The following is a 13295-nucleotide window of genomic DNA, read 5'->3' as shown; positions in this document are numbered from 1 at the left end:
GCGCGCGCCGGTTCTGCTTAGTTCTTGGAGAAGTCGTACCAGGTGTTGCCGTTGGTCGTGTTCCAGCTATAGCCCTTGACGTTCGCGCGCGTGGCGAGCTGGTAGCCCGGGTTGATCAGGAAGACCCAGGGCGCTTCGTTCATCACGAGTTCCTGGACGCGATGCATCGAAGTCGTGCGCTTCGCTTCGTCGGTAATGGAAAGACTTTCGTTGATGAGAGAATCGACTTCGGCGTTCTTGTAATGCGAGTAGTTGATGAGCGACGCGCTATTGAGCCACAGGTTCGTCACGTAGGCCGCGTCCGGGACGATTGCCATGTCGCGGAAGAAGTACATCGGGATCGTGCCCTTCGAATAGCGCTCGACGAGCGTCGATGCCGGCAGCTTCTGCAACTCGACATCCACGCCGATCTTCGAGAACGCGGTCTTCAGGATGATCGCGAGCTCTTCTTCGGTCTGGTCGCCGGTCGGGTAGCCGAGCTGCGTCTTGAAGCCCTTTTCGTAGCCGGCTTCCTTCAGCAGCGCACGTGCTTTTTCCAGGTCTTCGGTGTAGTGATAGTACTGATCGGTATAGGCCGGATAGATCTCCGACACCGGGCTTTTCGTCGGCCGCGCCGTGCCATAAAACACCGACTTGAGAATCTGCTCGCGCGGCACCGCGTAGTTCAGCGCCTGACGCACCTTCTCGTTGTTGAACGGCGCGGTGTTGTTGTTCATCTCCACGCGCTGGATGTAGTTGCCGTACACCTTCCAGACCTTCACGCCCGGCATCTTGTCGAGCGTGGCCTGCTCGCGCGGCGCGAGCCATTCCGCGACGTCGACCGCGCCCGCCTGCAGCGCGGCAAGGCGGTTCGCGGACGTCGGCATTTCGCGGAACATGATGCGCGTGAGCTTAGGCGCACCGCGATAGTAGCTCTTGTTCGCGTCGTAGACGACTTCCTGGCCCGGCGCGTACTTGGTGACCTGATACGGCGCGAAAGATGCCGAGTGGCTCGCGAGCCAGCGCGAACCCCACGGATCGTCGGAGGTGACGTGCTTTTTGATCTCGACCGAATCGATGATCCCGAGATCGTTGTTCACCCAGATGCGCTCGATCAGCGGCGAAGGCTTCGGCAGCGTGACCTTGACCGTCTGATCGTCGATCTTCTGGAATGCGGCCTTGAAGTCGCTGATCTTCAGCACCTGCGTCATGTACCAGCGGAAAGTCGCCTTGAGGTTCCAGCCGCGCTCGAAGGTCCACATGACGTCGTCGGCGGTGAGCGTGTTGCCCGCATAGCTTTTCACGCCGCGGCGCAGATGGAACGTGATCGACGTCTTGTCCGGCGACGTCTCCCAGCTCTCCGCGAGCGCGCCGCGGAACTTGCTGAAATCCTCCACCGTGACGCCGTTCTCGCCGGGCTTCGTCTCGTACGAAAGCAGCCGTTCGTAGATGTTGCGGCGCGCTTCGTGGCCTGCTTCAGTCGGCGGATATTCCTGATCGAGCGACTCCGGCGTGCGCGGACCGGCAACGACGAGGACTGCGTTGTTGCCTTGCGCATGCACGGGCGTCGAACCCGCAGCGATGCCGATTGCGGCGGCGGCCGCGACGATCCGTCCAAGCCCGAGGGAACCCGCTCGCGCCGATGCTGACGCGCAGGCTGCTGCATACGATTGCGACATGACACGCTCCTTGCGTGAAGAGTGAGACGAATGACGTTGGAGGCTTGAAGATCAGCGCGCCGCGCGTTCGGCGGGCCTGCCTGGGACAATGGTCGGCAGCCCGCGCGCGAGAAAGCGTCCGCGTCCGGGCGTTCCGAGAAAACGCTCGCCGTCCCACACGATTTCGCCGCCGGCCACCGTGTAAGCCGGCCACGCTGAGAGCGCGCGGCCTTCGTACGGCGTGTAATCCACCGCGTGATGCAGCATCGCGTTGGTGAGCGCAACCGGGTCGCCGGGTCGCTCGGTCCAGATCACGAAGTCGGCGTCCGAGCCAATCGCGATCGTCCCTTTGCGCGGATGCAGGCCGTAGGTCTTTGCCGGATTCGTCGCGGTCAGCTCGACGAAACGGTTGACGGAAATGCGCCCGGTCATCACGCCTTCCGAATACAGCAGCGGCAAACGCGTCTCGATGCCCGGAATGCCGTTGGGAATGTGCGGGAACGCGACCTCTTTTCCGTCGGGCTTTTTGCCGTGTGGATCGTCGAAGGAAAACGGCGCGTGGTCCGACGAGAAAATCGTGAAGGTGCCGTCCGCGAGCGCGGCCCAGATGGCCTGCTGACTCGCGGTGTCACGCGGCGGCGGGCTGCATACGCAACGCGCGCCTTCGTAGCTGTCGTCGATGCCGAGATCCTCGGCGGTCAGAAAGAGATATTGCGGACAGGTCTCGGATAGCACCTTGAGGCCACGGTTGCGCGCCCACTGAATCTGCTCGACGGCTTCCCGCGCGGATACGTGCACGAGCAGCATCGGAACGTTGACGAGTTCGGCCAGACTGATGGCGCGATGCGTCGCCTCCCGTTCGACGAGCATCGGCCGCGATGCCGCGTGATAGCGCGGCGCGCTGAGGCCCGCATCGAGCAGGTTTTGCGTGAGCCAGGCGATGCAGTCGCTGTTTTCCGCGTGGATCATCGCCATTGCGCCGTGCGCGCGGGCGAGGGCAAGCAGACGCAGGATCTGGCCGTCGTCGAGCTTCAGATCGTCGTACGTCATGTAGATCTTGAACGACGTATAGCCCTCGGCGATGAGTTGCGGCAATTCATTCGCGATGATGTCCGGCGTCGGGTCCGAAACGATCAGATGAAAACCATAGTCGATGCTCGCACGCCCCTTCGCCCGCCGGTGATAGTCGTCCACGGCCGCGCGCAGCGTCCCGCCTTTGTGCTGCGCGGCGAACGGGATGATCGTCGTGGTCCCGCCGCATGCCGCGGACCGCGTGCCCGATTCGAAGTCGTCGGTCATGCGGGCGGGCGGCGCGATGGGCTGATCGAGGTGGCAATGCGCGTCGATGCCGCCCGGCGTCGTGACCCGGCCGTCCGCTTCGATCTCACGTCTGCCGGGGCCGAGCGAGAGCCCCATTTGAGCGATGCGGCCCTCGCGCACGCCGATGTCGGTCAGGAAGGTATCGCTTGCCGTCGCGACTTTTGCCTTGCGCACGACGAGGTCGAAATCTGCATTCATGGAAGCTCGTTGTCATTTTCGTTGTTGACATGTGAGCGTAGGCTAATGCGTCAAAATAAAAGTCAAAAATAGATTTGTTGTTGACATTGATGTTGACTAAACGCGCGTTGGCTCCGCGTGGACGACGGACGCTCGCCGCCACGGCGCCGCAGCGAGCACCCGTAGACCTCGATCATGCAACGTCAACTAAGGGTAATCCCTCAGTTGCCGGTTTATTTTGGCGTTTGCATCGTAAACGGATGTTGTTGACGAAATACATTTTATGAGGAGCTTCGATTGCCGAGCCAGCCCGCCCACAGAGCGTCCGCCGTCACGCTTGCCGCCACGTATGCGAACGGAAGCGCGAATGTCGAAGACGTCGTGCGCCAGTCGCTTGCCGCCGCGCGCGACGCGAACAGCTGCTTCGTCTCCATCGACGAAGTCCGCGCACTGAATGAAGCCCGCGCCGCAGCCGCCCGCTGGCGCGACGGACGCCCCGCGAGCGCGCTCGACGGCGTGCCGGTCGCGTGGAAGGACCTGTTCGATATCGCGGGCAGCGTCACGACGGCGGGGTCGGCGCTGTTCCGCGCCCGCGCCCCGGCAAGTGCCGATGCGCCGTTCGTCGCGGCAAGCGTGCGCGCGGGACTGGTCGGAATCGGCAAGACGAACCTCAGTGAATTCGCGTACTCGGGCCTCGGGTTGAACCCGCACTTCGGCACGCCCTTCAATCCCGTTTTCGATGCAACCGTCGCAGATGGCGGACATCGCGCGCCGGGCGGCTCCTCGTCGGGCTCGGCGATCGCCGTGGCGATGGGCGTCGTGCCGATCGCCGTCGGCACCGATACCGCCGGCTCCATCCGCGTGCCCGCCGCGCTGAACGGCGTCGTCGGCTACCGCGCGAGCCGGGCGCGCTACCCGCGGCAGGGCATGACCGGCCTGTCGCGGTCGGCCGACACCATCGGCCCGCTCGCCCGCACAGCCGCCGACTGCGCTGCATTCGACGCGGTCGTGCGTGGCCGCGAAGCCATCGGCGCGCTGCCCGACCTGCGCGGCCAGCGTTTTGTCGTTCCGACCGGATGGCAGACGCGTTTCGCGGTGACCGACCCAGTCGCGGGCAACTTCATGCGCTTCCTGTCTCGACTGGCGAAAGCCGGCGCGCGCATCGACGCTACGCCGGTCGTCGCCTTCGACGCCGCCTGCGATCTCATCCGCGAGCGCGGCTGGTTCGGATCGCTCGAAGCCTTCGAGTCGTATCGCGGCGTGCTGGATTCCGCCGATGCCGAGCGCATCGACCAGCGCGTGCGCACGCGGCTCGAACTGAGCCGCGGTGTGCCTGCATCGCGTCTTGGCGAGTTGCTCGCGGACCGGGAGCGTCTCATCGCCCAGTTCGGCGACGAACTCGCGGGCGCCACGCTGCTGCTCCCGACGGTGCCGCACGTTGCACCGGAGTGCGCGCCGCTCGAAGCCGATCCGGATCGCTTCGCCCGCGTGAACCTCGAGACGCTATCGATGACGATGCCCGGCAGCTTGCTCGATACACCCGCCTTCGCGATGCCCACGGGCGTCGACGCAGCGGGCCTGCCCACCAGCGTGCAACTCATGCGCGCACGAAACGACGACGATGCGCTCATCGCGCTCGCGCTGGCCGTCGAGCAGACGGTCGGTCCGAACTGAAACGCTCAATCGCTCAAAGGAGAACATCAAGATGGCTAAGGAAATTCTGGTTGCATTCGGCATCGACGTGGATGCGGTGGCGGGCTGGCTCGGCTCATACGGCGGCGAGGACTCGCCCGACGACATCTCGCGCGGCCTGTTCGCGGGCGAAGTCGGGTCGCTGCGCCTCCTCAAGCTCTTCGAACGCGAAAAGATCAGGACGACATGGTTCATTCCCGGACATTCGATCGAAACGTTCCCCGAGCAGATGAAGGCCGTCGCCGACGCGGGTCATGAGATCGGCATCCACGGCTACAGCCACGAAAACCCGATTGCGATGACGCCCGAGCAGGAAGAAGCAGTGCTCGACCGCAGCATCGAACTCGTGACGAAGCTGAGCGGCAAGCGGCCCACGGGCTATGTCGCGCCCTGGTGGGAGTTCAGCAATGTGACCAACGAATTGCTGGTGAAGAAAGGCATCAAGTACGACCACAGTCTGATGCACAACGACTATCACCCGTACTACGTGCGCGTCGGCGATTCGTGGACGAAGATCGACTACAGCAAGCATCCCGACACATGGATGAAGCCGCTGCAACGCGGCCGCGAAACCAGTCTCGTCGAGGTACCCGCCAACTGGTATCTCGACGACCTGCCGCCGATGATGTTCATCAAGAAAGCGCCCAATAGCCACGGCTTCGTCAATCCGCGGGATATCGAGGAAATGTGGCGCGACCAGTTCGACTGGGTGTACCGCGAACACGATTACGCGGTGTTCCCGATCACCATCCATCCCGACGTCTCCGGCCGCCCGCAGGTGCTGCTGATGCTCGAACGCCTGATTGCGCACTTCCGCAAGCACGAAGGCGTGCGCTTTTGCACCTGCGACGAAATCGCCGATGACTTCCTGCGGCGTCATCCCCGCCAGTCCTGACCTCGACCCGACAACCGACCGACGCGAGCCCCGACCATGTCCACTCCCGAGCTCCAGAGGAGCAACACGATGAAAGAGAATCCGTTATCTGCTTCGGGCTTCAGGCTCGAGCAGATCCTGCCGTCCGATGTGAAGCGGGCGACGGTCGTCGCGTTCTTCGCCTGGGTTTTTGCCGTCTACGACTTCATTCTGTTCGGCACGCTGTTGCCGGAAATCGGCAAGCACTATAACTGGGACGCGGCGGCGCAGGCGGAGATCGCCACGCTGGTCGCCATCGGCACGGCGGTGATCGCGTTCGCCATCGGGCCGTTACTCGACCGGCTGGGCCGCAAGGCGGGACTCCTGTGGACGGTGGCGGGAGCGGCCGTGTGCTCGGGCCTGACGGTCGTCGGTGGGGCGATGGGACAGGTGCCGCTGGTGCTGATCCGCTCGCTCTCGGGTCTCGGTTACGCCGAGGAAACCGTCAACGCGACGTATCTCAACGAACTGTATTCGGCCGCCAACGATCCGAAGCTCAATCGCAACAAGGGCTTCATCTATAGCCTCGTGCAGGGCGGCTGGCCAATCGGCGCGCTGATAGCCTCCGGCCTGACGGCGCTGCTGCTGCCGCGCATCGGCTGGCAGGGCTGCTTCATCTTCGCGACGTTTCCGGCCATCGTCATTTTCTTCATGACGCGGCGGCTCAAGGAAAGCCCGCAATTCCTGCTGCACAAGCGCATCAAGCAGTTGCGCGAAGCAGGGCAGGACGGCGAGGCGCGCTCGCTCGCGAACACCCATTCCGTCGATTACGAAGAACACGCCCGCGCCGGTCTCGCCGAAGCTTTCCGCGGCAGCGCGCTGCGCGCGACGCTCGTGCTCGGCGGCGGCATTCTGCTGAACTGGTCGGCCATTCAGGTGTTCAGCGTGCTCGGCACCACGGTGCTGACGCGCGTGCACAACGTGTCCTTCGAGAACTCGCTGCTGATTCTCGTGCTGTCGAACGTGATCGGCTATTGCGGGTATTTGAGCCACGGTTTCATCGGCGACAAGATCGGGCGGCGCAATACGCTCGCCATCGGCTGGATGTGCGGGGGGCTCGCTTTCGCGGGCATGCTGTTCGGGCCGAGCAGCGCGGGCGTGGTGGTCGCGCTGTATAGCCTCGGGCTGTTTTTCCTGATCGGGCCGTATTCGGCGGCGCTGTTTTTCATCGGCGAGAGCTACCACACGGCGATTCGCGGCACGGGCAGTTCGATCGTCCATGCGATGGGCCCCATCGGCGCGATTCTCGCGGGCGTCGGCGTCACCTCCATGCTGAACCACGGCGGCGACTGGCTGCACGCGGCGCTCTGGTTCGGCGCGGTGCCGTGTTTCCTGTCCGGCGTGCTGATCCTGTTCGCGCGGCACGTCGATCCCGCCGAAAACAAATAATCCGACCGGAGGAATGCTGTGAAAGTAGCCTTGATTACGGGTGCGGCGAGCGGTATCGGGCAGGCGCTGGCGGTGGCGTACGCGCAGGTTGGCGTGGCCGTCGTGGGCGGCTATTTCCCCGGCGATCCGCACGATCCACAGTCCACCGCGCATGCCGTGGAGCAAGCGGGAGGCGAGTGCCTGATGCATGCGGTCGACGTCACGCAGGCCGAGCAGGTCGAAGCCTTCGCGAACGCCGCGATGGAGCGCTTCGGGCGGATCGACTATGCGGTGGCGAATGCGGGACTGCTGCGCGCGTCGCCGCTGACGGAAATGAGCGACGCGCAATGGCATCAGATGCTCGATGTCGATCTGTCCGGCGTCATGCGTACGTTCCGCGCGGCGGCGCGTCACATGCCGGACGGCGGCGCGATGGTGGCGGTGTCGTCCATCGCGGGCGGCGTGTACGGATGGGAGAACCATGCGCACTATTCGGCGGCGAAAGCCGGCGTGCCCGGCCTGTGCCGCGCGATCGCGATGGAACTCGCGCCCCGCAGCATCCGCTGCAATGCAGTGATTCCGGGGCTCATCGAAACGCCGCAATCGCTCGATGCCGTGAACTCGCTCGGCCCGGACGGCTTGCGCGACGCCGCGAAGGGCATTCCGCTCGGGCGCGTGGGCAGACCGCAGGAAATCGCTTCGCTGGTTCGCTATCTCACGAGCGACGACGCGTCATACATCACCGGCCAGTCGATCATCGCGGACGGCGGGCTGACGGTCCGCTGGCCAGGCTGATTCATCGCATACAGGACGCTCAACGATATGGCATCGGCATTCTCACTCGATGGCCGCCGCGCGGTCGTCACCGGCGCGGCCAGCGGCATCGGCGCGGCGATCGCGCTGGCGTACGCCCAGGCGGGCGCGCGCCTCGTGCTCGCGGATCTCAGCGAAGCGCGCTTGGCCGCGCACGCGCAAACGTGCCGCTCGAGCGGCGCGCAAGTGGACATCGTCATCGCCGATGTGGGCGATGAAGCGGGCGCGCACGGCATCGTCGACCGATGCGTCGCGGTGTATGGCGGCATCGACATTCTGGTGAACAACGCGGGCATGCTGACGCAGGCGCGCTGCACGGACCTCACCACGCAAATGTGGGACGACATGCTGCGCGTCGATCTGCGCAGCGTGTTCCTGTGCTCGCGCCGCGCGTTGCCGTCGATGACGGCGCAACGCTGGGGGCGCATCATCAACGTGGCGTCGCAGCTCGGCATCAAGGGCGGCGCGGAACTCACGCATTATTCGGCGGCGAAGGCGGGCGTGATCGGCTTCACCAAGTCGCTCGCGCTCGAAGCCGCGCCGGACAATGTGCTCGTGAATGCCATTGCGCCGGGTCCCATAGAGACACCGCTCGTGGATGGCATCAGCGCAGCGTGGAAGGAAGCGAAATCGAAGGAATTGCCGTTGCGGCGCTTCGGCCGCGCGGAGGAGGTCGCGCCGACGGCCGTGCTGCTCGCGTCCGATCCCGGCGGCAACCTGTTCGTCGGCCAGACACTCGGCCCCAATTCCGGCGATGTCATGCCCTGAAGAAAGGAGTCAGCAAAATGTGCGGCATGTGCGGATTGCTCGGGGGCGGACGCCACTGGTCGAACACGGTGGCGGCGGGCGAAGGCGCGAGCGCGCGGCAGCAGCGGTATGTGCAGGTCGCCCATGCGAACCGCGTGCTTGAAGGCTTCCGGCTGAAGCTCGTGGATTTTCACGGACAGTCCTTCGTGCTGTCGTCGCCGACGGGCGCGCAGGTCATCGTCGAGGATTTCATGCAGGTGTGGAAGGCAGCCGAAGGCATGCTGGGGCGTCCGCTCGATCCCTTGACCCTGTTCGATGACAACGCTCACGAGAATGGGGAGGCGCACGCATGAGCCTCGCCTACGACGTGATTCCGGTCACCATCGTGACGGGCTTTCTTGGCAGCGGCAAATCCACCTTGCTCGCCGATGTCCTGAAGGGCGACGCCGCGCGCGACACCGCCGTGCTTGTCAACGAATTCGGCGAGGTCGGGCTCGACCATCTGCTGATCGGCGAAGTGGATGCGCAGACCGTGTTGCTGGACAACGGCTGCGTCTGCTGCGCCATTCGGGGCGAACTGAAGGATGCGCTCGCCGCCCTGTTCTCGCGCCGCGCGCGCGGGGAAGTGCCGCCGTTCTCGCGCGTCGTGCTGGAAACGACGGGATTGGCGACGCCCGCGCCGATCGTCGCGACGCTGCTGGGCGACCGTCTCGTGTCGAGCCATTATTCGATTGCCGCGATCGTCACGGTCGTCGATGCCGTGAACGCGGGGCCGCAACGCATGCGGCACGCGGAATGGCTCGCGCAGGTGACGGCGGCGGATCGCATCGTCATCAGCAAAACGGATCTCGCGGGCGATGCATCCGAGCTCGAAAAGACGCTCGCGCAACTGAATCCGGCAGCGCGGATTGTGTGGCGAACGAAGAAGGACGATGCATCGATTGTCCTCGACGAAGCGGCGAACACGCACGACTTCGCGGATTTCGTGCGCCGCACCGGCATGCGCGGGCACGACGCGCGCAGCGACGCCGGCAATCCGCTAGCGCGATTGAACGCGACGTCTGGGCACCGCGAAGGCCTGGACGCGCTAAACGCCTTCTGCATCGAGTTCGATGCGCCGCTCGACTGGCCCGTGTTCACGCTCTGGCTCACGCTGCTGCTGAACCGCCACGGTGATAACATTCTGCGCGTCAAGGGTATGCTCGCGCTGACCGGCGTGGCACAACCGGTCGTCGTGCATGCCGTGCATCATCTCGTGCATCCCGTTTTGCATCTCGATGCGTGGCCCGATGAAGCCGCGCACCGTTCGCGGCTCGTTTTCATCGCGCAGGGTCTCACGCGCGAGGCCGTGGCCGATTCCTACCGGCGTTTGTGCCGGCATCTCCGAACAGCCGAATCAGTCGATTGAAACCCGTCCGTCCGAGTCCGTCCGCGCCTGCCGTGCATCCGTCCAAAGTGGAGTTGCGCGTGCTCGGCACGACCGTGACGCTGCAGGAACACATCCGCAAGCGCGCGGAGCGGGATCTCGGCATCCGGCTGCGTTTCATCGTGCAGGACGGCGGCTCGGTCCAGCGCGACGGCGCGATGCATCCCGACCGCTACGAGCTTTACGACCAGTGGTTCCATAGCCTGGACTGCGTGTGGCCGACGCACGCGCTGCAACCCATCGAACTGGCGCGTATCCGGCGCTGGAACGAAGTCAACGCGCTGCCGCGCACGGGGCACATCGATCCCGCGCATCGAGCCACGAACGCAGGCTGTACGCCCGCCGACCGGCTGTATGTGCAACCGGACGGATCGCTCGGGCGCGAGGCGAGCGAGCGCATCAGCATGCTGCCGCTTACCCATAACGCGGACAGCTTCGTCTATCTCGAAGACGCCATGCCCGCCTCGCTGACCGGCACGGAAGAGAGCTGGGCATGGCTGCTTGCGCCGGAGTTGTCGGGACGCGTCGCGTTGCAGGCGGATGCCGCCATTGGCGCGATCGATGCCGCGCTGGCCGTCGAAGCGAGCGGGCTCATGCGTTTCGGCGACATCGGCAATCTGAGCATCGAGGAAATCGACGCGCTGATCGGCATTCTCATCGACTACAAGCGGCGAGGGCACTTTGCGGGCTTCTGGTCGAGCTTCGCCGAAGCCGCGCAACTGATGATCGCGAACAAGGTGGCGATACAAAGCATCTGGTCGCCGGCGACAATCGAACTGGAGCGTGCCGGACTGAAGTTCCGGCTGGCCCGGCCACGCGAGGGATACCGCGCATGGTTCGGGGGTATCGGCATATCGCGGCTCGCGCATGGCCGTTTGCTGGATGCGGCGTACGATTATCTGAACTGGTGGCAGGAAGGCTGGGCCGGCGCGACGGTGGCGCGGCAGGGCTTCTATATCTCCAATCCGGAGCGCTCGCGCGCGCATATGGACGCCGCCGAATGGTCCTACTGGTACGATGGTGCCCGCGCGAGCGCGGACCTTCCCGGCCCCACAAGCAAGCATCTCGTGCCCGTGGGCCAGATGAGGGACGGCGGCAGCTACCTCGCGCGCATGAGCCGGATCGCGGTCTGGGATTCGGTGATGGATGAGCACAATTACCTCGTGCGCCGCTGGACCGAGTTCATGCGGTCCTGAAGGCGAAGTTCGTTCGACGATGACAAGACGCGCAGGCGCCCCCCGATCTTCACGACCCGACGCGGAAACCCGCCGGCTGCCCAACATCGAATCGGCCGATGTCTCTTCCGACGTCGACAGCCGCCTGCGTTACCGCGTGATTCACGATCAACTGAAATCGGCGATTGCGCTCGGCAAAATCGCGCCGGGACTTGTGCTGCTGGAAGGGCCGGTCGCACGCATTTTTGGCACGAGCCGCGTGCCGGTGCGAAAGGCGTTCGAGATGCTTCACGCGGGCGGCTTGCTTATCACCTTCGAAGGGCGCGGCTATCTGGTCGCGCGTGCGGACGGCAGCGCGCCCGAACCGCTGCGCGCACCCATCTCCGAAGAAGCGCTGGGGTTCGACCGTCCGCCCGAGCCGCTCGATATTCCGACCAACGCCGAGCGCATTTACGACTCGTTGGAAGCTGCGATTTCGTTGGGCATCGTGTTCGGGCATTTTCGTATCGACGAGAGCAACGCCGCCGAAACATTCGGCGTAAGCCGCGGCACCGTTCGCGAAGTGCTCAACCGTCTGCGCGACCGTGGACTGGTCGAAAAATCAGCGTATTCGCACTGGCTTTGCGGGCCGCTCACCGCGCGCGCCGTGCGGCAGGATTACGAATTGCGCACGCTGCTTGAACCTGCCGCGTTGCGGGCTAGTGCCCCGACGCTGCCGCGCGAGAAGCTCGAAGCCGCGCTGCGCGATATCGAACGCGCCATCGAGGATCCGGGTTCTATTCATGCCGCGGCGCTGCATCACCTCGAAACCACGCTACACGATACGTTTCTCGCGGGCGCTTCCAACCGCAAACTGCTCGCGACGATCAGCCATGCGCACATGCCGCTGATCGTCAATCACGCCTTCTATGATGCGTTTCGCTTGCATCCCGAAATGGGCACGCTAACTGAGCACCGAACGGTCATTGAGCTGTTGCTGAAAGGAAAGTTCGACGCAGCGTCCGAAGCGCTTGCGGCGCACCTCAGGAATGGGGAGACACGCACGCGGCAGCGATTGAAAGTGCTTGCGGTGCTGCCTGATCCGAGCCTGCCGGCCTACATGCAGCGAATCGCCTAATGACGGAACGGGCAAATTTCTGACGGTAGGGCGGACTAGAGCTGACATTCGAGCGGCGGCCTCATCTCGCACTTGGCCTCGGGGTCAACGTGGGATTATCGGCCAAAGCAGTCGCTGGTACGACGGTCAGCTAATGGCCGCTGTTACCAGCAATGCCGACCTCGGCTTAAGCCACGCCGCAAAATGCTAGCAGCGAGGTCTGCCATGGGGCAACGCTGCCGAAGCGGAGGAGTCGAGCAATGAAGGCGGATCGGGTCACCGCTTGAGCATCGGAACTTGCACACTGGAGACGCGACGCGTCGATGTATGCCTTGGCTCGTGACGGTAGCCGAGGACCGTGCGCATGAGTTGAGGCGCTACCGCCGCGAAGAACCCGATTACGATAAATCCAGCGAAGCCCGACAGCGCGGCAGGGATGAAGACCCTGCGCACGCTTTGCGGCAAGGCGACGCGCTGTGGCCGAAGCACCAGGCGTGGCGCAGCCCGAACGGTTTCCGGAACGGAACGCATCAACACGGCGGCGAGCGCGATAAGCCCCAAGTGCGCGCCGTACGGCAGGCGCGTCGGCCACGGTAAATACTCGACGAGCGCCCCGCTTAGCACGGGTCCCAGCCCGAGCCCCAGCATGTTGGACGCCGTGGCCGTCAGCGTTGACCTTCCGCGCGACTGTGCCGGGCTCAAATCGAGGAAGGTCAGTGCCGAGACGGTCGAAGCCCACAGGCCGTATCGAAGCATCCTTTTGCGCCCGACCTGATCGGACCAGTTGCCCATCACGAGTAACCCACCGAGCACGCCGAGCGCAAAGGTCGCGTAGATGACGGTGAGGATCGACGGTACGCGATCCACGAACGACGCCCCTCGGAGTAAGGTTGAGTAAGGTGGAGAGCGCGTGATGTATGTCAGCAATGCG

General features: G+C 64.5%; 12 protein-coding genes and 1 pseudogene. 10 read left to right on the top strand and 3 right to left on the bottom strand.

Going from position 1 to position 13295, the window contains the following annotated elements:
- Positions 1-17: 17 nt before the first annotated feature.
- Together AWB76_RS22990 and hydA are read right to left on the bottom strand one after the other, a co-directional pair.
- Positions 18-1658 (bottom strand): ABC transporter substrate-binding protein, encoded by a 1641-nt coding sequence (locus AWB76_RS22990; RefSeq protein ID WP_082864498.1) that lies wholly within the window; start codon positions 1656-1658, stop codon positions 18-20.
- Between the two features lie 51 nt (positions 1659-1709).
- Positions 1710-3155 carry a dihydropyrimidinase gene (gene hydA / locus AWB76_RS22985; RefSeq protein ID WP_061162452.1) on the bottom strand — a complete coding sequence of 482 codons (1446 nt, stop codon included), beginning with the start codon at positions 3153-3155 and terminating at the stop codon, positions 1710-1712.
- A gap of 276 nt (positions 3156-3431) precedes the next feature.
- Here hydA and AWB76_RS22980 point away from each other — a divergent pair, with 276 nt between their 5' ends.
- The 10 genes and pseudogenes from AWB76_RS22980 to AWB76_RS42220 all read left to right on the top strand — a co-directional run bounded on the left by AWB76_RS22980 (position 3432) and on the right by AWB76_RS42220 (position 12385).
- Entirely contained in the window at positions 3432-4808 is a 1377-nt protein-coding gene (locus tag AWB76_RS22980; RefSeq protein ID WP_061162451.1) for an amidase family protein, read from the top strand.
- A 31-nt stretch (positions 4809-4839) separates the two neighbouring features.
- The gene (locus tag AWB76_RS22975; protein WP_061162450.1) at positions 4840-5721 is read left to right on the top strand and encodes a polysaccharide deacetylase family protein; all 882 of its coding nucleotides are present in this window, start codon (positions 4840-4842) and stop codon (positions 5719-5721) included.
- A 69-nt stretch (positions 5722-5790) separates the two neighbouring features.
- Positions 5791-7128: an MFS transporter gene (locus AWB76_RS22970; protein ID WP_061162449.1), complete on the top strand. Its 1338-nt coding sequence runs from the start codon at positions 5791-5793 to the stop codon at positions 7126-7128.
- 18 nt (positions 7129-7146) lie between these two features.
- A complete protein-coding gene (locus AWB76_RS22965) occupies positions 7147-7902 on the top strand; it encodes an SDR family NAD(P)-dependent oxidoreductase (RefSeq protein WP_061162448.1) in 756 nt (251 codons plus the stop codon).
- Between the two features lie 27 nt (positions 7903-7929).
- The gene (locus AWB76_RS22960; protein WP_061162447.1) at positions 7930-8688 is read left to right on the top strand and encodes an SDR family NAD(P)-dependent oxidoreductase; all 759 of its coding nucleotides are present in this window, start codon (positions 7930-7932) and stop codon (positions 8686-8688) included.
- 17 nt (positions 8689-8705) lie between these two features.
- Positions 8706-9020, top strand: coding sequence for a hypothetical protein (locus AWB76_RS22955; protein WP_061162446.1), 315 nt, complete (start codon positions 8706-8708; stop codon positions 9018-9020).
- Entirely contained in the window at positions 9017-10075 is a 1059-nt protein-coding gene (locus tag AWB76_RS22950; RefSeq protein ID WP_061162445.1) for a CobW family GTP-binding protein, read from the top strand. Before AWB76_RS22955 ends, AWB76_RS22950 begins: the two co-directional genes overlap by 4 nt.
- A 32-nt stretch (positions 10076-10107) precedes the next feature.
- The gene (locus AWB76_RS22945) at positions 10108-11289 is read left to right on the top strand and encodes an ABC transporter substrate-binding protein (protein WP_061162444.1); all 1182 of its coding nucleotides are present in this window, start codon (positions 10108-10110) and stop codon (positions 11287-11289) included.
- Positions 11240-11545: pseudogene (locus tag AWB76_RS42225) on the top strand (hypothetical protein); the annotation flags it as partial. The gene AWB76_RS22945 and the pseudogene AWB76_RS42225, both read left to right, overlap by 50 nt.
- A 210-nt stretch (positions 11546-11755) precedes the next feature.
- Complete coding sequence (locus tag AWB76_RS42220; RefSeq protein WP_244173430.1) at positions 11756-12385, top strand: GntR family transcriptional regulator; 630 nt, start codon at positions 11756-11758, stop codon at positions 12383-12385.
- A gap of 255 nt (positions 12386-12640) precedes the next feature.
- Here the strand turns inward: AWB76_RS42220 and AWB76_RS22935 are convergent.
- The coding region (locus tag AWB76_RS22935) for an MFS transporter (protein ID WP_510183483.1) at positions 12641-13295 on the bottom strand (655 nt) is incomplete at its 5' end.

This window comes from Caballeronia temeraria (assembly GCF_001544795.2).
GTDB classification, from domain to species: domain Bacteria; phylum Pseudomonadota; class Gammaproteobacteria; order Burkholderiales; family Burkholderiaceae; genus Caballeronia; species Caballeronia temeraria.
This window is presented reverse-complemented; position numbering and strand designations above follow the sequence as displayed.